We start from the raw sequence: 21,212 nt of genomic DNA, 5'->3' as shown, positions 1-21,212 counted from the left end.
TTTAGGTAAGCCTGTCCTTACTATGTGAGTTGGAGTACTCCGTATGCGTCCCACCCGGCTGCTCACCGGAATCGTCGCGGTCGCCACCACGCTCGCCCTCGCCGCCTGCGGCGGGTCCTCCGGCGCCGACGAGAAGCCCGCCGCGTCCGGGTCCGCGACGGCGACCTTCCCGCTGACCGTCACCCACGCGCTGGGCACCACCACGATCGCGAAGAAGCCCGAGCGGGTCGCCACCGTCAACTGGGCCAACCACGAGGTCCCCCTCGCCCTGGGCGTCGTCCCGGTCGGCTACGCCAAGGCCAACTTCGGCGACGAGGACGGCGACGGGCTGCTGCCCTGGGACGCCGCGCGGCTCAAGGAACTCGGCGCGTCGACCCCGGTGCTGTTCGACGAGACCGACGGCATCGACTTCGAGGCGGTGGCGGACACCAGGCCGGACGTCATCCTGGCCGCCTACTCCGGCCTGACCAGGCAGGACTACGACACGCTGAGCAAGATCGCACCGGTCGTCGCGTACCCGCAGGCACCCTGGGCGACGTCCTGGCGTGACAGCATCACGCTGGAGAGCAAGGCCCTCGGCCTGGCCGCCGAAGGCGACGCGCTGATCGCGAAGATCGAGAAGCAGATGAAGGACGAGGCCGCCCGCTACCCGAAACTGGCCGGCCGGTCGGCGATGTTCCTGACCCACCTCGACCCGACCGACCTCAGCAAGATCAGCTTCTACACCACGAACGACACCCGGGCCCAGTTCTTCACCGACCTCGGCATGACGCACCCGCAGAGCATCGCGAAGGCCTCCGCGACGACCAAGGAGTTCAGCCTCACCCAGAGCGCCGAGCAGGTGCAGAACCTCAGCGACGTGGACATCATCGTGACCTACGGTGACGCCGACGGCACCACCCTGGCCACCCTGCAGAAGGACCCGCTGCTGTCCAAGATCCCCGCGATCAGGCGCGGCTCGTTCGTCTCCCTGCCCGGCAGCACCCCCGTCGCGACCGCCGCCAACCCGACGCCGCTCGGCGTGTCGTACGTCCTCAAGGACTACGTCGACCTGCTCGGCAAAGCCGCCGACAAGCTCTGATGACCGGTGCAACCACCTCCGGGCCGGACGTCGCCCTGCGGCGACGTTCGGCCCGGACCCGGCTGACCTGGCTCCTGGTCGTCCTCGGCGTGCTGGCCCTGACCCTGGTCGCGTCGGTGGCCTTCGGCTCCCGGATCGTCGGCTGGGCCGACATCACCGCCGCGCTCGGCGGCACCCAGGACACCCTCGACCAGGCGGCCGTGGTCAAACGCCTGCCCCGTACGGTGCTCGCCGCCCTGGTCGGCGCGGCCCTGGCCCTGTCCGGCGCGGTGATGCAGGGCGTCACCCGCAACCCGCTCGCCGACCCGGGCATCCTCGGGGTGAACATGGGCGCGATGCTGGCCATCGCGGTCGGCCTGGCCACCGTCGGCCTGTACACCGCCACCGCGTACATCTGGGTCGCCATCGCCGGGGCGGCGGTGTCCGCGCTGTTCGTCTACGCGGTCGGCTCGCTCGGTCGCGGCGGCGCGACCCCGCTCAAGATCGCCCTGGCCGGGGCGGCCACCTCCGCCGCCCTCGCGTCGCTGGTGGCCGCCGTCGTGCTGCCGCGCGGCGACATCGCCGAGAACTTCCAGTCCTGGCAGGTCGGCGGCGTCGGCGGGGCCAGCTGGGACAGCATCGGCCAGGTCCTGCCGTTCCTGGCCGCCGGGCTGGCCGTCTGCCTGCTGTGTGCCCGGGCCCTGAACTCCCTCGCGCTCGGCGACGACCTCGCCGCCGGCCTCGGCGAACGCGTCGCCCTGGTGCGGGGGATCGCCGCCGCCGGTGCGGTGGTGCTCTGCGGCGCGGCCACCGCGGTCGCCGGGCCGATCGCCTTCGTCGGCCTGATCGTGCCGCACCTGTGCCGACTGCTCGTCGGGCTCGACCACCGCTGGCTGCTGCCGTTCGTGACCCTGGTCGGCGCGGCGCTGCTGACCGTCGCGGACGTCGCCGGACGGGTGGTGAACCGCCCCGACGAGATCGAGGCCGGCATCATCACCGCTCTGATCGGCGCCCCCTTCTTCATCTACATCGTCCGCCGGCAGAAGGTACGCGAACTGTGAGCACCACGACCCTGGAGGCCGTCACCCGCGGCCGGGTCCGGCGCAACCGCCGACGCCGCGCCGTGCTCGCCGCGCTCACCCTGGCGGTGGCCGCCATGGTCGTCGTCTCGCTGATGGTCGGGCGGACCTTCTACCCGGCCGGCGACGTGCTGCGGGTGATCCTCGGCGAGACCGTGCCCGGCGCGTCGTTCACCGTGGGTGAACTCCGGCTGCCCCGCACGGTCCTGGCCCTGGCGACCGGCCTCTGCTTCGGCATGGGCGGGGTCACCTTCCAGACCATGATGCGCAACCCGCTCGCCAGCCCCGACATCATCGGCATCAGCTCGGCGGCGAGCGCCGCCGCGGCCTTCGCCATCATCGTGCTCGGCCTGGACGAGACCGGCGTCGCGGTCTTCGCCATTGCCGCCGCGCTCGGCGTCGCCGTGCTCATCTACCTGCTGTCGTTCAAAGATGGCGTGGCCGGCACCAGGCTGGTGCTGATCGGCATCGGCATCGCCGCCATGCTCAACAGCGCCACCGCGTACATCCTCAACCAGGCCGGCCAGTGGGACCTGCAGGCGGCGACCCGCTGGCTCAACGGCAGCCTCAACGGCTCCACCTGGGACGAGACGGTGCCGGTGCTGGTCGCGCTGGCCCTGTTCGGTCCGGTGCTGCTGAGTCAGGCCCGCAGCCTGACCATGCTGCAACTCGGCGACGACACCGCGGCGGCGCTGGGCACCCGGCTGGAACGTACCCGGCTGGTCTCGATCGTCGCGGCCGTCGGTCTGATCGCGTTCGCCACCTCGGCCACCGGGCCGATCGCGTTCGTGGCCTTCCTGGCCGGGCCGATCGCCGCCCGGCTCGTCGGGGCCGGCGGCTCGCCGCTGCTGCCGTCCGCCCTCGTCGGCGCGCTGCTGGTGCTGGTCGCCGACTTCATCGGCCAGTTCGCCTTCGACATCCGCTTCCCGGTGGGGGTGATCACCGGGGTGCTCGGCGCCCCGTACCTCATCTACCTGCTCGTCCGCACGAACCGCGCCGGAGGATCGTTGTGACCACCGACCACGCACTGACGACCGACAAACTGACAGTCGGCTACGGCGACCGCGTCGTCATCGAATCGCTCGACCTGCTCGTGCCGCCCGGCCGGATCACCGCGATCGTCGGCGCCAACGCGTGCGGGAAGTCGACGCTGCTGCGGTCGATGTCGCGGCTGCTCGCCCCGCGCACCGGCCACGTCATGCTCGACGGCCGCCAGGTGCACCGGACGCCGGCCAAGGAACTGGCCCGCACCCTCGGCCTGCTGCCCCAGTCACCTGTCGCGCCGGAGGGCATCACCGTGGCCGACCTGGTGGGCCGGGGCCGCAACCCGCACCAGCGGCTGCTGTCCCGCTGGAGCCGGGACGACGACCGCGCGGTCGCCGCCGCCCTCGACGCCACCCACACCGCCGACCTGGCCGACCGGTCGGTCGACGAACTCTCCGGCGGCCAGCGCCAACGGGTGTGGATCGCGATGGCGCTGGCCCAGCAGACCGACCTGCTGCTGCTCGACGAGCCGACCACCTTCCTCGACGTCAGCCACCAGGTCGAGGTGCTGGACCTGCTCACCGACCTGAACGCCACGCGCGGCACCACCATCGTGATGGTGCTGCACGACCTGAACATGGCGGCCCGCTACGCGGGCCACCTCATCGCGCTCGCCGACGGTGGCCTGCACGCGGCCGGACCGCCGACCGAGGTGCTGACCGAGGAGTGCGTACGGGCCGTCTTCGGCCTGGACAGCCTGGTCATCGTCGACCCGGTCTCCGGCCGGCCGCTGATGCTGCCGATCGGTCGCCACCACGTCTCGGTCGAGCGCGCCCGGCCGCATGGCGAACCCGGGTCGGCGATTCCCGGTACGGGTCGGGGGACGGTTCCCTACCCACGGTCGTAGCCGCTGAGCAGCTCGACGCCCCGGAGCAGGGCCGAGTGGTCGAGGCCCGCCTCGCCCCGGGCCACCGCCGACGCCACGAGCTGCGCGGCGATGCCCCCGAGGGGGAGGGCGACGCCGACGGCGCGTGCGGTGTCGACGACGATGCCCATGTCCTTGTGGTGCAGACCCATGGTGAAGCTGGGCGTGTAGTCGCGCCGCAGGAAGTTCGGCTTCTTACGGGTGAGCACGTTGGAGCCGGCGAGACCACCGCTGAGCACGTCGAGCGCGGCTTCGAGATCCACACCCGCCTTCTCGAGGAAGACCACGGCCTCCGCGCACGCCTGCATGTTGATCGCGAGGACCAGCTGGTTGGCGGCCTTCACGGTCTGGCCGAGACCGTGGGTTCCGCAGTGCGTGACGGTCCTGCCGAGGGCCTCGAAGACGGGCCGCGCCTCCTCGACGTCGCCGGTGTCCCCACCAACCATGATCGACAGGATGCCGTCGACCGCTCCGGCCTCACCGCCGGCCACCGGAGCGTCCAGGACACGGATGCCGTGCTCGGCGGCGACGCGGGCCAGCGTGATCGAGCTGTGCGGGGCGATGGTGGACATGTCGATCAGCAGGCTCCCCCGACGGGCATGGGCCAGGACACCGTCGGGGCCGTAGGCGATCTCCTCGACCTGGGGGGCGTCCGGGAGCATGGTGATCACCACGTCGGCGTCCCGGACCGCGTCGGGCACCGACGCCGCGGACCGGCCGCCCGCCGCGAGCAGCGGCTCCGCCTTTCCGGCGCTGCGGTTCCAGCCGTACACGGTGAACCCTGCCTTGCACAGGTTGACAGCCATCGGGCTGCCCATGGTGCCGAGGCCGAGAAAGGCGATGGTCTGCACAGCGGTGTTCCTTTCCTTGGCGGGAGGACTCAGGGCAGGAGCAGTTGCTCCAGGTCGGCGGGTGGCGGGCGGCCGACGAAGGACCGGACCGCCGCACAGGAGCCGGTGTCGCCGGCGAGGATTCCGCCCAGCAGGTGGCCGCCGTCCGGGCTCAGCAGCACCTTGGCGTAGCGGTCGGCCCCCTCCGCGAAGACGACCTCCACCACGGCACCGCCGTCGGTGCCCGTGGCGCCGAAGGCGGCGACCCGCACACCGAGAAGCTTGAGGGTGGTCGCGGTGCCGGCGTCGTCGAACGGCTCGGGGTGCTCTCCGGTCAGCTGGCGGGCCACACTGTCGGCCATCCGGTAACCGGGGGCGGCCAGGCCGTAGCAGCGTCCGCGCACGGCCGCGCAGTCACCGACGGCCCAGACCCGCTCGTCACCGGTACGACAGAGGCCGTCGACGAGGATGCCGCCGCGTCCGCCGCGTTCGAGGCCCATGGCCTCGGCCAGCTCGTCCCGTGGCCGGACACCCGCCGCGAAGACCACCAGCGCCGCATCCAGCACTGTTCCGTCCGACAGCGTGACGCTGGCGACCGTGCCGTCGGCCCCGGCGTCGATCGACGTGGTGGCGGTGGCACAGTGCACCCGCAGGCCGAGCCCGGTGACGTGGCGGTGGAGGACCCCGGCGGCACCCGGGTCGAGTTGCGCCGGCATCAGGTGCGGGGCGGTCTCCACGACGTGCGGGCGCATGCCGAGCAGCCGCAGGGCGTTCGCCGCCTCCAGCCCGAGCAGCCCGCCCCCGACGACGACACCGGCGCGGCCGGGGCGTGCCGCGGCGCGCAGGGCGTCGAGGTCGTCGAAGGTGCGGTACACGAAGCAGCCGGGCAGGTCGTGGCCGGGAACCGGAGGGACGAACGGGCGGGACCCGGTGGCCAGCACCAGGGCGTCGTAGCCGATCCGGTCGCCCCGGCCCGTCGACACCGCACGGGCGGCCCGGTCCACCGCGACGGCGGGGCAGCCCAGCAGGAGGTCCATCCGGGGGTCGTTGCGGAAGTCGACCCCCGGGAGGGTGAGGTCACTCCTGCTCTTGCCGTCCAGGTAGGACGAGAGGCTCACCCGGTCGTAGGCGGGGTGGTGCTCCTCGGCCAGGACGACGACTCGCCAGCGCCGCCCACCGTCGAGAACCCCGAGTCGTTCGACGAGCCGGTGACCGACCATGCCGTGCCCGACGACGACGAGCGTCCGCGTCATGACGCCCGCTCCCAGACGCCGCAGAGTTCCGCCACGGCCCGGCCGCAGCCGCCGCACCCGGTGGTCGCCCGGGTCGCCTCGGCGAGCGCCGCCACCGTGCGGGAACCCGCCCGCCACGCCCGCAACAGCGTCCGCTCCCGGACGTCGTTGCAGAGACAGACCGGCCCGTCCTCGTCCGCCGGGGCACCGTCCGAGGCCGGTCGGGGCGGCAGGCCCAGCAGCAGACCGAGCCGGTCCGAGGGAAGGGGCTGTCCGCGTCGGTGCAGGAACCCGATCGTGGCGATGGCCTGCGGCAGGCCGAGCAGCACGGCGGCGACGACGTGCCCGTCACGCAGGGCCAGCCGCGCATAGCGTCGGCGCGGCCGGTCGGTGAGGCCGACCAGACGGGTGCCGGGCCGGCGCAGCTCGGCGGGGGAGCCGATCGTGGCCACGTCCACCAGGTCGGTACGCAGGCGCAGTGCCCGCGGGCGGGGCAGGTAACGGGCGGTGCGGCCGGTGAGGATCTCGGCCAGGACCTCGGCCTGCTCCCAGGTGTCGACGGGGTTGTCCACGACGTGGCCGTCGTGTTCGGTGCCGTCCCCGAAGGCGTGGATCAGCGGGTCGCTGGTCCGCAGCCGGTCGTCGACCACGATCCCGGTGTGGACGTCCAGCCGGGCCCGTCGGGCGAGCGCGGTGTCGGGGGTGGTGCCGGCGGCGAGGACGAGCGGGTCGGCACGCAGGGTGGTCCCGTCGGCCAACCGGAGCCGGCCCGCCGAGCGGCCCACCACGGTCGCCCCACCGACCACCGTGATCCCGGCCCGTTCCAGCTCCTCGGCGAGCATGGCGCTGCAGGTTGCGCCCAGCTGTCCGTGGAGCGGGTGGGGGGTGGTGCAGACCAGGGTGGTGGCGGTGCCCCGGGCGGTCAGGGCGCTCGCGGTCTCCACCGCGGACGGACCGTCGCCGAGGACGACCACGGTGTCCCCGGTGGCCCCGGCCACGGTGGCGGCCGGACCCGGTGCGACGACGCCCTCCGCCGGACCTCCGTCGACGCCGACCAGGCCCGCGACGTCGGGGATCAGCGGTCGGGCGGGCGTGGCGAGGACCAGAACGTCGTACGGGTACGCAGTTTCCGTCCCGGCGGCGTACGCCAGCACCCGGCGGCGGACCCGATCGATGCGGCGCACCCCGGCGACCCGGCCCCGGACCGTGAACGGGGACGGCGGGCCCGTCCCGTCGGCGTCCTCGGTGTCCCGGGCACCGAACGGCGACGGAGGCCGACCGTCCGGTGTGCTCCCCAGCAGGGTGAGGGTTCCCACGAAACCGTGGTGGCGCAGGCGCTCCACGAGCCGGTGGGCCGACGGTCCGGCACCGACCACGACGACGTCGCTCATCCTGTCACTCCTTCCGAGGGGTGATCCGTACGGCGCACACCTTGAACTCGGGCATGCCGCTGCGGGGGTCCAGGGCCGGATGGGTGAACCGGTTCGCCCGCCCGTCGCCGGGAAAGTGGAAGGGCACGAACACGGTGTCCGGGCGCATCGTCGGGTCCAGCCTGACCCGGGCCGTCATGCTGCCGCGCGCGGAGCTGACCACGGCGAGACCATGCTCGACCAGCCCGCACCGCGCCGCGCTGTCGGGATGGATCTGCAGGAACGGCTCGGGAACCGCCTCGGTGAGTTCCCGGACCCGGCGGGTCTGCGCACCCGACTGGTAGTGCGAGAGAACCCTGCCCGTCGTGGCGTAGAAGGGGTAGGCGGCACTGGTCTCCTCTGCCGGCCCCCGGTGGTCCACCGCCACGAACCGGGCCCGGCCGTCGGGGTGCGCGAACCGGTCGAGGAAGAGCCGTGGGGTGCCCGGGTGGGCGTCCGACGTGTCCGGGCACGGCCAGTGCAGGGCCTCCCCGGCGTCCAGCCGCTGGTAGGAGATGCCCGAGTAGTCGGCCGGGCCGCCACGGGAGGCGACCCGCAGTTCCTCGAACACCTCCCGCGGATCGTCCGGGTAGCGGCCCGCCGGCTCGCCCAGACGTACGGCGAGGTCGCGCAGCACCCGGAGGTCGCTGCGGGCCTGCGCGGGAGGGGAGAGCAGGCGTCGACGGCGCAGCAACCGCCCTTCGAGGTTGGTCAGGGTGCCCTCCTCCTCGGCCCACTGGGTCACCGGCAGGACCACGTCGGCCAGTCGGGCCGTCTCCGAGGGGACGAAGTCCGCCACGACCAGGAGGTCGAGGGAGGCGAGCCGCCCGGTCACGTGCGCTGCGTGTGGTGCGGAGACCGCGGGGTTCGAGCCGAAGACGAACAGCCCCCGGGGGCCCTGTTCGGTGCCCAGCGCGTCCAGGAGTTCGTAGGCGCTGCGGCCGGGGCCGGGCAGGTCGTCGGGCGTCACGCCCCACACCCGGGCGACGTGGGCGCGCGCCGCGGGGTCCGTGATGGACCGGTAGCCGGGCAACTGGTCGGCCTTCTGCCCGTGCTCCCGGCCGCCCTGGCCGTTGCCCTGCCCGGTCAGGCACCCGTAGCCGCTGCCCGCCCGGCCCGGCAGACCGAGGGCGAGCGCCAGGTTGATGAACCCGGAGACGGTGTCGGTGCCCGTGCTGTGCTGCTCGACCCCCCGACCGGTGAGCAGGTACGTCCCGCCGGCGCGGGCGAGCATCCGGACCGCGCGACGCTGTGCGCCCGCCGGGACCCCGGTGACCTCCTCGACCCGCTCCGGCCACCACGCCGTCGCCCGCTGCGCCGCCGGGTCGAAGCCGCGCGTGCGTTCGCGGACGTAGGCCCGGTCGACCAGTCCCTCCACGAGGGCGACGTGCAGCAGGCCGAGCGCCAGCGCGAGGTCGGTGCCCGGTGCGGGTTGCAGGTGCAGCGCCGCGCGCTGTGCCGTGGCGGTGCGTCGGGGGTCCATGACGATCAGTTCGGCCCGGTCGAGGTGCTGGAGCAACGGCGGCATGGTCTCGGCGACGTTCGCCCCTGCCAGCAGCACGGTCCGCGCGGTGCGCAGATCGGTGACGGGGAAGGGCAGCCCCCGGTCCAGCCCGAACGCCGCGTTGCCGGCCGCCGCCGCGGACGACATGCAGAACCGGCCGTTGTAGTCGATGTGGCTGGTGCGCAGGGCGACGCGGGCGAACTTGCCCAGCAGGTACGCCTTCTCGTTGGTCAGGCCACCGCCGCCGAAGACCGCCACGGCGTCCCGGCCGTGTCGGGCGTGGATCCGACGCACGCCCGCCGCTACGGCGTCCAGCGCGGTGTCCCAGGAGGCTTCCCGGAGCCGGCCGTCCGCACCGCGGACGAGCGGCCGGGACAGCCGGTCGGTGGCCCGCAGGACCTCGGCCGCGGTCCAGCCCTTCTGGCAGAGCCGACCCTGGTTGACCGGGAAGCCGGTCGGCCGCACCGTGACCCGGGCGGGGGAATCACCGTGCAGCCGGGTGCCGCACTGCAGGGAACAGTACGGGCAGTGGGTGTCCACCCCGGATCGCGGCGCGGGCGTTTCAGACACGGTCGGTCTCCTTCACGAGGGCAGCGGACGTCCAGACCGCGCTCGGGGTCCGGTGTGGGTACCCGGCGCGGATCACGTCCGGACACAGCAGGTGGTGGGCCGGTGGCCGACCGCCGTGGCGGGCAGGGGCGCGGGCCGTGTTCCCCGGGTACGGGACGGCGTACGAGGGGGTCGGTGGGCGTGACCGGGCCCCGGCGGGGGTCGCCCGCCGGGGCCCGGCGTCCCGGTGCGCACCGCCGTGACGTGCGGCGTCGACTCAGAAGTCGAGGTCCAGCACCGTGACCCTGTCCCGCTTGAGGTGCGGGTGGCTGTCGGGGAAGACGAAGCAGCGGGTGTTCTTCAGCTTGTCGTCCTCGACCTTGGCCGTGGAGAAGATCACCACCGGGACCCGCTTCCCGCCGTTGAGGAAGTCCGCCCGGAAGTCGATGATCGGGGCGTCCTCGCCCCAGCGGCCGAGGAAGTCGTCGACGACGTCCTGGTCGGCATAGATGCGGCGGATGTGGTGGCCGACGTAGGCGTCGGGTTGCGCGCTCGCCCCGACGATCGCGATGTCCTTCCAGTTGGCGTAGGCGACCGTGCCGTCCTCCTCGATCAGGTGGATGGCGACCGGGCAGTTGTCGTAGTACGCCTGGAGGAACGGGACGGCCTCCGCGTCGACCGGCACGTACGACTCGCGGGACCGGTTCACCTGGTCGATCCACGCCTGGGCGGTGGAGGACCCTTCCGCCGGAGCGGGGGAGGGCGTCGGATGGGTGGTGACCGGCCGCAGGGCCCAGAAGCCGTAGGTCCGGCCGTCGACCTGACCGAAGCCGAGGTTGGCGTAACCGGAGGCGAAGTCGGGGTTCGCGAAGGTGGCCTCCCGGTTCTCCACCGGCGTCCCGGCCGCCAGGAGCGCGGCGTAGTCGGGCACGCCCAGTGCGGTGGCGACCACGGTACCGGCTGCGGCGTCGTTCCTCAGCAGTTCGGTGGCGGCCTTGTTGGCCAGCACCACGGCGCCGTTCGCATCGGTGACCAGCATGCCGGGAGAGGCCCAGTTGAACAGGTCGAGGAGCTGCTCGGAAGCAGGGTGGTGCGACATGGCTGCCTGCCTTTCGGGTGGGTTACAGCACCTTGCGGCTGTAGTTGAAGACCTGACCGGTGGGTCCGTTGGACGGGAACTCGGCGAGGGCGACGATCCACTGCGCCACGGTGCGCGCGGACTTGAGCCAGTCCGTGCCGAATCCCGCGTTGACGGCGCGGAGGATCTGTTCGTTCACCTCGGCGTCCAGCCCGGTCATCGTCATGGCGGTCGCCACCGGGCCGGGACGGACCTCGTTCGCCACGATGCCGTCGTCGGCGAACTCGACGGAGCACGCCCGCATCAGGGTGGTCAGCGCGGCCTTGCTGGCCGCGTAGGCCCAGCGGTCCGGCTGGTAGCCGTTCGCCAGGCTCGCCCCGACGAACGTCAGGGAGCCACCGCCGCCGCGGGCGAGCAACGGTGCCGTTTCCTGGACGAGGTTCAGTGCCGTGCGGATGTTGGTCTCGTAGGTGTCGGCCACCACCTGCCATTCTGTCTTGATCAGATCGACCGGGTCCGGTGCGACTCCGGCGTTGAGGACCACGGCCCTGACCCCGTGCGCGGTGACGTCGGCGACGGAGCGGAGCGCGGCCCGCACGGCGTCGGGGTCACGCAGGTCGGCGACCCGGTCGAGGTAGCCGCTGGGCTCCGCGAGCCCGGGGTTGCCGCGTCGGGACAGCCCGACGACGGTGTAACCCCGGCGCAGGAACTCCGCCGCCACGGCTGCGCCGATCCCGGACGACGTGCCCGAGACCACTACCGCCCGGGTGGGTTCCGCTGCCATCAGGCAGCCTGGAAGACGGCCGTGTCGATGGCCTTGAGGGTGCGCATCGACTCGATGGTGATCACACCCGGGTCGAGCTTGCGCCCGTGCAGACGCTCGATCTCGATCACCATCTGGACGAACTGGAGGCTGGTCACCGCCCCCGACTGGATCAGGTCGGTGTCGTCCTGGATGTCGAACGGCTCCTCGTGCAGACCGTCGAGCCACCTGCGCAGCGAGGCGAGCTTGCTTTCCACTATGACCTCTTTCCCTGTCTCGTCCTGAACTCGATGGAGAAGTCGGTGGGGTGCGAGAACGACTGGCTCTCCATGCCGAGGCGGTCGCGGGTGATGACCACGTCCGAGCAGCGCTCGACGATCTCCGCGACGAGCAGGGAGAACTCCGTCTTCGCGAGCATGGCCCCCGGGCAGGCGTGCGCTCCCACCGCGAAGGGGAGCGAACCCCGCATGGGTCTGCCGGTCTGGAACCGGTCGGGGTGGTCGAAGACCCGCGGATCCCGGTTGGCGCCGGCGATCGAGGCCAGCACCGCCGAGTGCCGCGGCACTCGCACCCCCTGGATGGTCAGGTCGTCACCGGCGAACCTGACGATCGTCTGCACGGGCGGGTAGAGCCTGAGGACCTCCTCGAGGTAGTCGTCGCGGACCGCGTCGTCGCGCAGCTCGTCCAGCCCGAAGAGGCCACGCCCCAGGCAGTACACGAGCGACGTGATGAACGCGCTGCTGGTCTCGGTGCCGGCCAGGAAGAACAGCAGTGCCGTCGAGCGCACCTCGTCGTCGGTCAGCGAGATGCCCTTGCGGTCCCGGGTCCGCTCGATCGTCTCCAGCAGGGACTGCTCGCCGCTGGTTCCCGCCGCTCGCTGCTCCTCGATCAGCCGCAGCAGCTCGGCGACGTTGGCGTGGGTCTCGTCGGTCTCCCGGGTGGGGTAGTCCAGCAGCCGTGCCAGCGGACGGGTCAGCTCGTGGAACCGGTCCACCAGGGCGACGTCGATCCCGAGGATCGTGCAGACGATCCCGTACGGCACCCGGTGGGCGAAGGAGTTGTAGAAGTCGTCGGTCTCGACGCCGACGATGCTGTCGACGAGTTCCCGGATGAGTCCGGGCATCAGCGACGTCCGGTACTCCGCGATCCGCCCGGCGGACAGGATCGGTGCGAGGAGGGCGCGGAATGCCCGGTGGCTGGGCCCGTCGGCGTCGAGCACGTTGGGACCGAAGGCCCGAGCGCTGGCCTTGAGCGGGTGTTCGGCCACGACCGAGGGGTGGACGAGCGCCTCCTGAACGGCCGCGTTGCCGGTCACCGCGAACAGCCCCTCGTCCAGGTGGTGGACGTCGGTGCCCGCCGGCAGGTGCCGGTACCAGTACGGCTGGGCGAGGAGACCGGCCGGAGAGGACGTGCCGGTCACTGTCGGCATGTCGCCCGCCCGCCGACGCCGAGCCCGGTGATGCCGGCCAGCAGCCGCATCGCCGCCAGCCATTCGGTGGTGGTCAGTCCCAGCGGGCCGGGTTCGGTGTAGGACGCGGTGAGCGAACCGCTCCTGCCCTGCGAGCCGTGGATGTCGCAGTGGAAGACCACCTGCCGTGGATCCCCGGACGGCGCGGGTGTCCCGGTCCGGCCCCCGTCGGCGATGCCGAGCGCCAGACTCCCGAAGACGGCGACCACGTCCGGGGCGAAGTTCCGGCGTACGAGTTCGAAGGTGAGCCTCAGCCGCTCTTCGGGGCCCTCCTGCGTCGCGTAGCGGTCGAGCAGGGCGTTCGCCGCTTCCTGAACCCTTTCGATCCGACGCTTACTCTGGATGGATTCCAGCGCGACGGAGAATTTCTCCTCCGTGTGGTTGTTCGTGTCCAACTGTTGATTCCTTTCCGGCGCGCGGGGGTGCGGCGCCTGGGGTTCGGGAATCCGGCCAGGCGCCTCGGGCCCGTGGTGGAAACGAGTCGAAACCCCTCCCGTCCATCAGGGTGTGCCTGGGTAGCGGAATCGTGGGGGAGAAGTCCGTCTCGGCGGGTGCCGGGTGGGTGGACGGCGTTTCTCCGGGAGCATCCCCGGAGTTTCCGCTCCGCACTTCCGGTGCCGGGCCGCCCGGCGAACAGAATGATGTGTGCGTGCCGCTGCGGTCGGGAGGGGAATTGGTCTACGGCATTCTCTCGGCGCGCGGGTGACCGACCCGGTCTCCGCAGGTTCGCGGTGGCACCGGCGGTCCCGACCCGGTCTGGCGCGACCGCTCTGGGCCGGTGTGGTTCCGCAGAATCCCCAGTTCAGACCGGATAGGTCGGGCGGATGTCGTCGACGCCGGGGCGTCCGAACCGGGTGCGTGGCCGGGGTGGGTGGCGGACCGAGCCCGCTGTAATGGTTGGTGACAACCCGGATGAAGGGCTTCTGTCCACCACCCGCCGAACGCCGCGGCGGTGCGATCCACCCGTTCTGGGGATTCTGGTTCCCGTTCTGTCGGTCTTCATCGAAGATCTCCTTCTCGACATACGGATCCGACAGCGTCGGTCCGTGTGGAACCGCGCTACGCATGGCGTGGATGAAGTGAATTCTGGGCCAGACCAGACGGTACGTAACGCTGTGATTACTCTCAATGCCCATCTCATACTATGGGCGGCTTCCGAATGTTAGGACGATGACCAACTTTCGTGGACCGGCAGCAATATCTACTGTCCGCCGCCGATATTTGCTCCGCTGATATTCGCTGCCCCTACCGGGTCCGGACGGGGCGTCTCGGCTGAGTCGAGGACGCGGTCGGGGAGACGGAGCGCCAGCACGACGGGGACGGTGAACACGAGAAGCAGGGTGAAGAAGGTGGCGCGCAGGCCGCTGGCGTCGGCCAGCCACCCGAACGCGGGGGAGCACAGGCCGCCCGCTGCCATGGCCAGCCCCAGGGTCAGTCCGCTCGCCGTGCCGGGGCGGTGGGGCAGGTAGTCCTGGGCGAGCGTGACCTGGGCGGCGAACGGGAGGAACATGGCCGCGCCGAACACGGTGGCGCTGAGCACCAGGACCGGGAACGACGGAGCCCAGGCCACGCCGGCCAGCGCGGGAAGTGCCACCAGGTAGCCGACGCGGACCGAGGTCATCCGGCCGTACCGGTCGCCGACCCAGCCGCCCAGCAGGGTCCCCGCCGCCCCGGCGGCGGTGAAGGCGGTGAGCACCACCGCCCCCGCCGCCTCGGACCGGCCGAGATCGCGCTGCGCGTGCAGGGACACCAGCGAGGTGACGGTGACGAAGGGGATCGACCATCCGATGACGACCGCCGCCAGGCGGCCGAAGGACGGCCAGTCGTCGGTCCGTGCGGTGCCGGCCGCGGACCGCGCCGACGCGCCGGCCGCGGACGCAGGCGTCTCCCGCAGGCCCCGCCACCGCATCCACGGGCCCTTGAGGACCCAGAGCAACGCCATGGTCAGGGCGGGGATCGCCAGCAGGTAACCCGCGGCGAATCCCGCCGACCCGATCACGACGGTGACCAGCGACGGTGCGGCGGCGCCGCCGATCGTCCCACCGACGGAGAAGACGCTCATGGCCCGCTGCGAGGAGCCGCCGGCGGCGCGGGCCTGACTCGTTGCCGCCGGGTGGTAGGCGGCGATGCCGATCCCTGCCAGCGCGACACAGAGCCAGGTGGCGACGTAGTTCCCGGCCAGGCCGGCGGCGACCACCCCCAGGGCGGCGGTGACGAACCCCGTCGGCACCAGCCAGGTGCGCGGCCTGCGGTCGGAGAGGATGCCGAACAGCGGTTGCAGCAGGCTGGAGACCCCGCTCGCCGCGAACGCCAGGCCGGAGACGGCGGCGTAGCTGTAGTGACGCTCGGCCATCAGGAACGGCAGCATCGCGGGGATCGCCCCCTGGTACAGGTCGTTGACCGCATGGGTGCCGGTCAGGAAGCCGAGTTGCCCTTTTTTCATCTAAAAGTCCGTTCCTATCTCTCGATGAGCTCCTGATTCACTCAGGTGCTCAGGTCCTCTGAGGTGTTACCTTATCGAGTGTCATGAAGGCAGCGGGTCCCCTACCCCTCAGGGGCGAACGCCGGCCATCCACCGCGCGAGACCACCCGCCGCTGCCGTCAGGGACCGCAGCGGGACCGGTGACCACCCGCCGTCGCGGTGCCGTCGACCGGTCTCCGGTCAGGTGCGGAATTCACGTGAGGAGCTGCTGATGAGCGTCACGACAGGGATCCGGGTGTCGGGGGGCCTCGCCGTGCTGGACGAGGAGCCGACCCGGCTCGCCGAGGCGCTGGACCGCCTCTGGGCCCGGTGGGCCGGGGAGTCCGGCGCCGTCGCGCTGACCGTTCCGCCGTTGCTGCCGGTCAGCGACCTCGCCGTGCTCGACGTCTACCGGAACTTTCCGCACCTCGCTCTCGTCTCCTCGGCCCTGGACGTCGCCGCGGCGGGGGCCGACCGGCTCGCCCGCGAGGCCGACTCGGGGGCGTTCGACCCCGGCTCGCTGCGTGCGGCGGGGCTCGCGCTGCCGTCCAGCGCCTGCTATGGCGTCTACCTCCACTACCGGGACCGACAGGTGCCCGGGGACGGAAGGCTGGTGACCCTGCTGGGACAGTGCTTCCGCAACGAGGACCACTTCGACGGGCTCCGCCGCCTCAGGGCGTTCCGGATGCGCGAGGTCGTGGCCCTGGGCACCCCCGAACAGGCTGCGGCCCACCTCGATCATTCGGCGCGGTTCCTGACCACGCTGGCCGGTGAGATCGGTCTGCCCCTGCACCGCCGCGCGGCCGCCGACCCCTTCTACGACCAGTCCGACCACCGCGTCACCTTCCAGCAGCTCGTGCCGGTCAAGCACGAGTACGTCTATCAGGGCCTGGCGATCGCCTCCGTCAACACCCACCACAAGTTCTTCGGTGAACGGTGCTCCATCGCGCTGGCCGACGGCGGCCCGGTCTCCACCAGCTGTGTCGGCTTCGGCGTCGAGCGGTGGCTCCACGCTCTGGCGGACCACTTCGACGGGGACTGGGACCAGGCCCGGGCCGCCGTCGAGAAGGCCGGGGAGTCACTGGCCTGAGGCTACGGTCGCGGTGGCGCACGCCGGTGGGCGTACCACCGCGACCGCAGCCCACCTCATCCTCTGGCCGGGCGGCTCGCCCGCACGCTCCACCGTCCGTCCGTGCGGGTGATGCGGATGGGATGGTCGAAGCACTTGCTGACCTGGTCGCTGGTGAGGACCTCGTCGGCGGGGCCCGCCGCCAGGCAGCAACCGTCCCGCAGCAGCATGACGTGGGTCGTCCCGGGGGGAAGCTCCTCCAGGTGGTGGGTGACCAGGACGGACGCGAGTTCCGGGTGGGTGTGCTGTAGCGTGTCGAGTCGTTCGATGAGCTGTTCCCGGCCGGCGACGTCGAGGCCGGTCGCGGGCTCGTCGAGCAGCAGGAGCCGTGGCCTGGGCATCAGCGCGCGGGCGATGAGCGCCCGGCCCCGTTCCCCCTGCGACAGGGTCGGCCACCGCGCCCCGTGCCGCTCGCTGAGGCCGAGCAGGCCGATCAGCCGGTCGGCCTCGGCGACCTGGTCCGGCGTCGGCTCCCAGCGGGGAACGCGTTCGTTGGTGTTGGTCAGGCCCGTCAGCACGACGTCCTGCACGGTCAGGGGCGAACGTGGATCGTGCCGCGGATTGACGTGGCCGACGTAGGAGCGCAGCTCCCGCAGGTCGACCCGCCCCAGCCGGTGGCCCAGCACCTCGACGGTGCCCCGGGTGGGATGGGTGACCGCCCCGAGCAGGCTGAGCAGGGTGCTCTTGCCCGCCCCGTTGGCGCCGAGCAGCGCCCAGTGCTCGCCGGCCCGTACCGTCAGCGACACCTCGTACAGGATCGGCTTGCCGTCGCGGACGACCGCCGCGTCCGTCACGCGCAGCACCGGCGGCGCGGTCACGAGGACACCCCCCGGTCGACGGCGACCGCCGTCGCCGGTGCGGCGAGGGTGGAGGTGTTCCAGCCGGCGAGTCGGCGGGTGGAGTCGTCGCCGCGGCACGCGACGCCGGCGGGTGGGCAGCAAGCTAACATGCGGAACTTCTTTCGGTCAGCCGTCCGGTGACCGGCGCAACCCGGGAACCCGCTACGGGGTGCCGGTCGTGTCAGGCCCCGCAGCGGCAGCCGAGGAGAAGAAGCCCGTGCGGCAGCATGCGGAGTACTCTAACAACCGCTCAGCTCCTCAGACAACTTGTCCGCCTGCTCGGAAGGATGAATCTGACATGTCGCTAGGTGCCTTGCGGCCGTCCCCGTTGGTCGAGCAGGCCACCGACCGTCTGCGCGAGCAGATCACCGGTGGCGCCTGGGCCGTGGGGACGAAGCTCCCCGGTGAGGTCGCCCTGGCCGAGTCCCTCGGTGTGGGACGGTCGACCGTCCGGGAGGCACTGCGGGCGCTCGCGGGAGCGGGGCTGGTGCAGGCGCGGCAGGGATCGGGCGTCTTCGTCATCGCGACCAGCCCCCGCCAGGACTGGTCCACCCGGCTGCGCCAGGCGGCGATCACCGACGTCTACGAGGTGCGGATGGTCGTCGAGGTCGAAGCCGCGCAGTTGGCCGCGCGGCGGCGGACCGACGACGACGTCACCGCCCTGCGCGGAGCCCTGGCCGGGCGTCGGCACGCCGCGCACGCCGACGACGCCGCATTCGTCGCGGCCGACATCGCGCTGCACGTGGCGGTGGTCGCCGCGGCGCACAACCCGGTGCTCAGCAGCCTGTTCACCGAGTTCGTGCCGGTGCTGCAGCGGCGGCTGCTCGACATGGTGGAACTGCTCAGCCTGCGTTCCGCGGACCCGAACCACGGCGACGAGGGGCATGCCGCTCTGGTGGACGCCGTCGCGGCGGGGGACGCGGAGGCGGCCGGGCGGGCGCTGCGGGACGAACTCCGGCAGACCCTCGCCATGCTCCAGTCGCTCTGACCCCCGGAGCAGCCGAACGACCGGTGCCCGGGGAAACCGGTCCGGAGGAGCTCCGGATGCGAGCAGGTACCTTGTTGTGGCAAGGTAGTGGCATGCAGGCCGACCCGATGCTCGTCGCGTTGCGGCGCGGCCTGCTCGAACCGCTCGTGCTCGCCGCCGTCGAGTCCCGCCAGCGGTACGCGGCGGAGATCCTCGCCGCGTTGCGGGAGGTGAACTTCCCCGCTCAGGAGGGCACGCTGTATCCCCTGCTGAGCAAGCTCCGGCGGGACGGGCTGGTGCACCACGAGTGGCGGGAGTCGCCGTCCGGACCGCCCCGCAAGTACGTCCTGCTCACTGACGCCGGCAGGCAGCGGCTCGCCGCGTTCCGGGAGCACTGGGACGACCTGACCCGCATGATCGATTCGGTTGGACGATGACCATGGACGATCCCACCGCCATCCGCCTCACCGGGCACACCGCGGCCTATCCCGCCACCCGCGAGGCGTACGACGCCCTGCGGGGGTATCTCGACGACGCCCGACGTGCGCTGCGCGGCGACCCGGACGCCGACGAGATCGTGCGTGACCTGGAGGCCGCCGTCGGCGACCGGCTGGATCCGGGCGGCGACCCGGTGACCGGTGCCCGGATGACCGCGATCCTGTCCGAACTCGGGCCGGTGCGGCCGGCGCACCCCGTGCCGTCCGAGGTCGGGGGAGCGGTACGCGGCCGGTTCTGGTGCCGGATCAGCGAGGGCGGGTGGTTCGGCGGCGTCTGTCTCGGCCTCGCGGCGTACGGCGGGTTCCGCGTCGACTGGGTGCGCACCGTCGTGCTGCTGCTGACCCTGGTCACCGGTGGGCTGCTCGCCGTGGCGTACCTCGCCCTGCTGCTCGTGCTCCCCGTCGTCCCGACCGTCGCCGACTACGAACGCCGACGGGACGCCCCCCGGGCCGGCTGAGTGACAGGCGGGCGGTCGAGGCCCGGCCCGGCAACGGACTCCGGCCCAGGGCGGGAAGCCCTGGGCCGGATGAGTGGCGCGTCGTCGATCAGGCGATCTTGATGTCGCTGCACCACATGTAGGTCTGGTCCGCGTGCGACGCCTTCCAGATGAAGAACAGGACGTGGCTTCCGGAGCGCGACGACGGGATCGAGACGTTGAACGAGATGTTCTGTGCCGGCGCGTACCGCCCGGTCGTGGTGATCAGGTCCAGGTTGCCCCACCCGACCGTCTGGGTGGCCGGGTTGAACCCCTGCTTGGTGACGTAGACCCGGAAGAAGTCAGCACCGTGGCTGGCCTGGTCGTACATCTGGACGGTCAGGTTGCGGTTGACGGTGGTCGCCTTCCACGCCCCGGCCTTGTTCAGCGAGTTGTTCCGGGACAGGGCGTTGCTGCACAGCTGCCCGTCCGGGGTGCTGGGCTGGTACTGGCCGGCCAGGCCGTCGCGCAACGCGCTCATCCAGTTCCACATGGTGTCCGGGTTGGCCTGCCACGCCTGCCAGCACATCGGGTCCTGCTGCTGCATGGCCGGGTTGGTGTGCTGGCTGCCCCAGGTCTGCCAGCACTGGTACGCCCGGGTCGCCGGGTTGATGATCGTCCCGTGCGCCTGGGCGGGGCTCGTCATGGGCAGCGTACCGACCACCATGGCGAACATCAGGACGAGCGCCTGGAGGGACCGGCGGACGGTTGACCGGGGACGTCCACCGGATTGGTCGGACTGGTGTGAGCGCACTGTTCATCCTCCATTCGTCGGTACGAGACATCGGGAGACGAATGCTCCCGAATCCACTGTGGCACCAATGACGCAAAATATCAACGTTGATCGATGTTTAGTCGGATTGGATCGAGCTGTCGGATGTGGTCGAGCTGTCCGAGATCACCGGATCGACGACGGGCACGGCGGACCGGGGACACGGCATCACCGCGGATCGGGTGCCGGGTCCGGCGGCCGACAACGGCCGCTACGACGCCCGGCGCGTCACAGCTTGGCGGCGGCGTCGTAGCGGCGGCGCAGGTCGGCCATCTCGGTCGCGCCGAGCGACTCCTGTTGCGCCATCGTCGCGTACGCGGGCGGGAACATCTCCCGGAGCCGGTCGACGAACCTGACCTCCGCCGTCGCCTCGACGACCTTGATGCCCGGAGGATCGGTGGACATGTCCATGATCAGCGGGCCGGCCAGCTTGACCGCCACGTCCCAGGGGCGCTTCTGCTCGGCGATCCCGCACAGGTGGAAGCCGTAGACCGTCCGGACGTCGGCGAACGTGGTGGCCCCGGCCGGCTCGAAGCCGTAGACGCGGACCCCGCAGATCACCGGCGGCTTCTCCGCGCCGGCACCCTGCTGGGCGTCGTGCCCGGCGTGCTGGTGCTGGGCCGGGTCCGCCCGTTCGAGCGTGGTACGCATCCGGGCCACGATCTGCGCCGGCAGATCCGCCGGCTCCGCCCTCGTGCTGCTCCGGTTGGTTAGCACGACCGTGCCGACCGACACCACCAGCAGGACCACCGCCACCCACACCAGGCGGTGCCGGTACCACGCGGAACTCTCTGGGGAACTCATCGCTTCTCACCTCGTCGCCGGTTCTGGTGCTGGCGGACCGACCGTGGCCCGGGGCGTCGAACGCGCCGGTCGTCGGGGACGCGTGCCAGGGGTGCGTGTGGCAGGCGCGGGTGCCTGCCTGCGGGATGCCCGTCGTCAGGACGATGGCCCGGCGCGGTGACGTGCGGACGTCCGCCAGGGTGGCGCGCCACCCGTACCGCGGTGCTCCCGTGCTGGCCGTGCTCAGCACGGTTGCCCCCGTGCTGCGGCGATATGAGCCATTCCAACACGTCTGGCGTCGCTCTGGCAACATTGACGGGTGTCAGTGGGGGTTCGGCCCGATCGTCTCCGCAGGTGAGGACGCCGGAATCGATTCTCCACGCCCCGGCGTCCGGTGCACGACCGCG

22 protein-coding genes are annotated in these 21,212 nt (G+C 71.9%); 8 read left to right on the top strand and 14 right to left on the bottom strand.

Going from position 1 to position 21,212, the window contains the following annotated elements:
• Positions 1-43 precede the first annotated feature (43 nt).
• From JQX11_RS20970 to JQX11_RS20955, 4 genes are read left to right on the top strand one after another with little or no spacing between them, the layout of a single operon-like run.
• Complete coding sequence (locus JQX11_RS20970; RefSeq protein ID WP_204926665.1) at positions 44-1,081, top strand: iron-siderophore ABC transporter substrate-binding protein; 1,038 nt, start codon at positions 44-46, stop codon at positions 1,079-1,081.
• Complete coding sequence (locus tag JQX11_RS20965) at positions 1,081-2,121, top strand: FecCD family ABC transporter permease (RefSeq protein WP_204926664.1); 1,041 nt, start codon at positions 1,081-1,083, stop codon at positions 2,119-2,121. Before JQX11_RS20970 ends, JQX11_RS20965 begins: the two co-directional genes overlap by 1 nt.
• A complete protein-coding gene (locus JQX11_RS20960) occupies positions 2,118-3,152 on the top strand; it encodes a FecCD family ABC transporter permease (protein WP_204926663.1) in 1,035 nt (344 codons plus the stop codon). Before JQX11_RS20965 ends, JQX11_RS20960 begins: the two co-directional genes overlap by 4 nt.
• Positions 3,149-4,030: an ABC transporter ATP-binding protein gene (locus JQX11_RS20955; protein WP_204926662.1), complete on the top strand. Its 882-nt coding sequence runs from the start codon at positions 3,149-3,151 to the stop codon at positions 4,028-4,030. Before JQX11_RS20960 ends, JQX11_RS20955 begins: the two co-directional genes overlap by 4 nt.
• Here JQX11_RS20955 and JQX11_RS20950 read toward each other — a convergent pair.
• The 10 genes from JQX11_RS20950 to JQX11_RS20905 form a co-directional block, all read right to left on the bottom strand.
• Entirely contained in the window at positions 4,015-4,899 is an 885-nt protein-coding gene (locus JQX11_RS20950; RefSeq protein WP_204926661.1) for a 2-hydroxy-3-oxopropionate reductase, read from the bottom strand. The genes JQX11_RS20955 and JQX11_RS20950 overlap by 16 nt on opposite strands.
• 29 nt (positions 4,900-4,928) lie before the next feature.
• Positions 4,929-6,131 carry an NAD(P)/FAD-dependent oxidoreductase gene (locus JQX11_RS20945; RefSeq protein WP_204926660.1) on the bottom strand — a complete coding sequence of 401 codons (1,203 nt, stop codon included), beginning with the start codon at positions 6,129-6,131 and terminating at the stop codon, positions 4,929-4,931.
• Entirely contained in the window at positions 6,128-7,501 is a 1,374-nt protein-coding gene (locus JQX11_RS20940; RefSeq protein ID WP_204926659.1) for an FAD-dependent oxidoreductase, read from the bottom strand. Before JQX11_RS20940 ends, JQX11_RS20945 begins: the two co-directional genes overlap by 4 nt.
• Before the next feature lie 4 nt (positions 7,502-7,505).
• On the bottom strand, positions 7,506-9,593 hold the full coding sequence (locus JQX11_RS20935) for a molybdopterin oxidoreductase family protein (RefSeq protein ID WP_204926658.1): 2,088 nt from the start codon (positions 9,591-9,593) through the stop codon (positions 7,506-7,508).
• 256 nt (positions 9,594-9,849) lie between these two features.
• On the bottom strand, positions 9,850-10,671 hold the full coding sequence (locus tag JQX11_RS20930; protein ID WP_204926657.1) for a PAS domain-containing protein: 822 nt from the start codon (positions 10,669-10,671) through the stop codon (positions 9,850-9,852).
• Between the two features lie 22 nt (positions 10,672-10,693).
• Positions 10,694-11,434, bottom strand: a complete 741-nt coding sequence (locus JQX11_RS20925; RefSeq protein WP_204926656.1) for an SDR family NAD(P)-dependent oxidoreductase — start codon at positions 11,432-11,434, stop codon at positions 10,694-10,696.
• Entirely contained in the window at positions 11,434-11,670 is a 237-nt protein-coding gene (locus JQX11_RS20920) for a phosphopantetheine-binding protein (protein ID WP_204926655.1), read from the bottom strand. Before JQX11_RS20920 ends, JQX11_RS20925 begins: the two co-directional genes overlap by 1 nt.
• A complete protein-coding gene (locus JQX11_RS20915) occupies positions 11,670-12,833 on the bottom strand; it encodes a cytochrome P450 (RefSeq protein ID WP_204926654.1) in 1,164 nt (387 codons plus the stop codon). The genes JQX11_RS20920 and JQX11_RS20915 overlap by 1 nt, the downstream gene beginning before the upstream one ends.
• Positions 12,830-13,276, bottom strand: coding sequence for a hypothetical protein (locus JQX11_RS20910; protein WP_204926653.1), 447 nt, complete (start codon positions 13,274-13,276; stop codon positions 12,830-12,832). The genes JQX11_RS20915 and JQX11_RS20910 overlap by 4 nt, the downstream gene beginning before the upstream one ends.
• 806 nt (positions 13,277-14,082) lie before the next feature.
• Complete coding sequence (locus JQX11_RS20905) at positions 14,083-15,324, bottom strand: MFS transporter (protein WP_204926652.1); 1,242 nt, start codon at positions 15,322-15,324, stop codon at positions 14,083-14,085.
• A 250-nt stretch (positions 15,325-15,574) separates the two neighbouring features.
• Here JQX11_RS20905 and JQX11_RS20900 point away from each other — a divergent pair, with 250 nt between their 5' ends.
• Entirely contained in the window at positions 15,575-16,432 is an 858-nt protein-coding gene (locus tag JQX11_RS20900; protein WP_204926651.1) for a class-II aminoacyl-tRNA synthetase family protein, read from the top strand.
• A 56-nt stretch (positions 16,433-16,488) separates the two neighbouring features.
• Here JQX11_RS20900 and JQX11_RS20895 read toward each other — a convergent pair whose 3' ends face one another.
• On the bottom strand, positions 16,489-17,289 hold the full coding sequence (locus JQX11_RS20895) for an ABC transporter ATP-binding protein (RefSeq protein WP_307826280.1): 801 nt from the start codon (positions 17,287-17,289) through the stop codon (positions 16,489-16,491).
• Complete coding sequence (locus JQX11_RS33155; RefSeq protein ID WP_269756914.1) at positions 17,286-17,420, bottom strand: hypothetical protein; 135 nt, start codon at positions 17,418-17,420, stop codon at positions 17,286-17,288. Before JQX11_RS33155 ends, JQX11_RS20895 begins: the two co-directional genes overlap by 4 nt.
• Before the next feature lie 188 nt (positions 17,421-17,608).
• Here JQX11_RS33155 and JQX11_RS20890 point away from each other — a divergent pair, with 188 nt between their 5' ends.
• The 3 genes from JQX11_RS20890 to JQX11_RS20880 all read left to right on the top strand — a co-directional run bounded on the left by JQX11_RS20890 (position 17,609) and on the right by JQX11_RS20880 (position 19,232).
• A complete protein-coding gene (locus JQX11_RS20890) occupies positions 17,609-18,298 on the top strand; it encodes a FadR/GntR family transcriptional regulator (protein ID WP_204926650.1) in 690 nt (229 codons plus the stop codon).
• Between the two features lie 92 nt (positions 18,299-18,390).
• Positions 18,391-18,714, top strand: a complete 324-nt coding sequence (locus tag JQX11_RS20885; protein WP_204926649.1) for a PadR family transcriptional regulator — start codon at positions 18,391-18,393, stop codon at positions 18,712-18,714.
• Positions 18,711-19,232, top strand: coding sequence for a PspC domain-containing protein (locus JQX11_RS20880; protein ID WP_204926648.1), 522 nt, complete (start codon positions 18,711-18,713; stop codon positions 19,230-19,232). The genes JQX11_RS20885 and JQX11_RS20880 overlap by 4 nt, the downstream gene beginning before the upstream one ends.
• Before the next feature lie 88 nt (positions 19,233-19,320).
• Here JQX11_RS20880 and JQX11_RS20875 read toward each other — a convergent pair whose 3' ends face one another.
• Together JQX11_RS20875 and JQX11_RS20870 are read right to left on the bottom strand one after the other, a co-directional pair.
• On the bottom strand, positions 19,321-19,896 hold the full coding sequence (locus JQX11_RS20875; protein ID WP_232378257.1) for a lytic polysaccharide monooxygenase: 576 nt from the start codon (positions 19,894-19,896) through the stop codon (positions 19,321-19,323).
• Positions 19,897-20,250: 354 nt separating this feature from the next.
• Positions 20,251-20,826, bottom strand: coding sequence for a hypothetical protein (locus tag JQX11_RS20870; RefSeq protein ID WP_204926646.1), 576 nt, complete (start codon positions 20,824-20,826; stop codon positions 20,251-20,253).
• Between the last annotated feature and the right edge of the window lie 386 nt (positions 20,827-21,212).

The sequence above is a fragment of the Micromonospora humida genome, assembly GCF_016901255.1.
In the GTDB taxonomy this organism is placed as follows: Bacteria; Actinomycetota; Actinomycetes; order Mycobacteriales; family Micromonosporaceae; genus Micromonospora; species Micromonospora wenchangensis.
The sequence above is the reverse complement of the archived record's forward strand: the minus strand, read 5'-3'. Positions and strand labels throughout refer to the sequence as shown.

What these genes read in the sequence shown, in the direction of transcription:
- JQX11_RS20925 (WP_204926656.1), bottom strand. Translation starts at nt 11,434, where the DNA reads ATGGCAGCGGAACCCACCCGGGCGGTAGTGGTCTCGGGCACGTCGTCC.
- JQX11_RS20945 (WP_204926660.1), bottom strand. Translation starts at nt 6,131, where the DNA reads ATGACGCGGACGCTCGTCGTCGTCGGGCACGGCATGGTCGGTCACCGG.
- JQX11_RS20890 (WP_204926650.1), top strand. Translation starts at nt 17,609, where the DNA reads ATGTCGCTAGGTGCCTTGCGGCCGTCCCCGTTGGTCGAGCAGGCCACC.
- JQX11_RS20940 (WP_204926659.1), bottom strand. Translation starts at nt 7,501, where the DNA reads ATGAGCGACGTCGTCGTGGTCGGTGCCGGACCGTCGGCCCACCGGCTC.
- JQX11_RS20875 (WP_232378257.1), bottom strand. Translation starts at nt 19,896, where the DNA reads ATGACGAGCCCCGCCCAGGCGCACGGGACGATCATCAACCCGGCGACC.
- JQX11_RS20885 (WP_204926649.1), top strand. Translation starts at nt 18,391, where the DNA reads ATGCAGGCCGACCCGATGCTCGTCGCGTTGCGGCGCGGCCTGCTCGAA.
- JQX11_RS33155 (WP_269756914.1), bottom strand. Translation starts at nt 17,420, where the DNA reads ATGTTAGCTTGCTGCCCACCCGCCGGCGTCGCGTGCCGCGGCGACGAC.
- JQX11_RS20905 (WP_204926652.1), bottom strand. Translation starts at nt 15,324, where the DNA reads ATGAAAAAAGGGCAACTCGGCTTCCTGACCGGCACCCATGCGGTCAAC.
- JQX11_RS20970 (WP_204926665.1), top strand. Translation starts at nt 44, where the DNA reads ATGCGTCCCACCCGGCTGCTCACCGGAATCGTCGCGGTCGCCACCACG.
- JQX11_RS20900 (WP_204926651.1), top strand. Translation starts at nt 15,575, where the DNA reads ATGAGCGTCACGACAGGGATCCGGGTGTCGGGGGGCCTCGCCGTGCTG.
- JQX11_RS20880 (WP_204926648.1), top strand. Translation starts at nt 18,711, where the DNA reads ATGACCATGGACGATCCCACCGCCATCCGCCTCACCGGGCACACCGCG.
- JQX11_RS20930 (WP_204926657.1), bottom strand. Translation starts at nt 10,671, where the DNA reads ATGTCGCACCACCCTGCTTCCGAGCAGCTCCTCGACCTGTTCAACTGG.
- JQX11_RS20870 (WP_204926646.1), bottom strand. Translation starts at nt 20,826, where the DNA reads ATGAGTTCCCCAGAGAGTTCCGCGTGGTACCGGCACCGCCTGGTGTGG.
- JQX11_RS20965 (WP_204926664.1), top strand. Translation starts at nt 1,081, where the DNA reads ATGACCGGTGCAACCACCTCCGGGCCGGACGTCGCCCTGCGGCGACGT.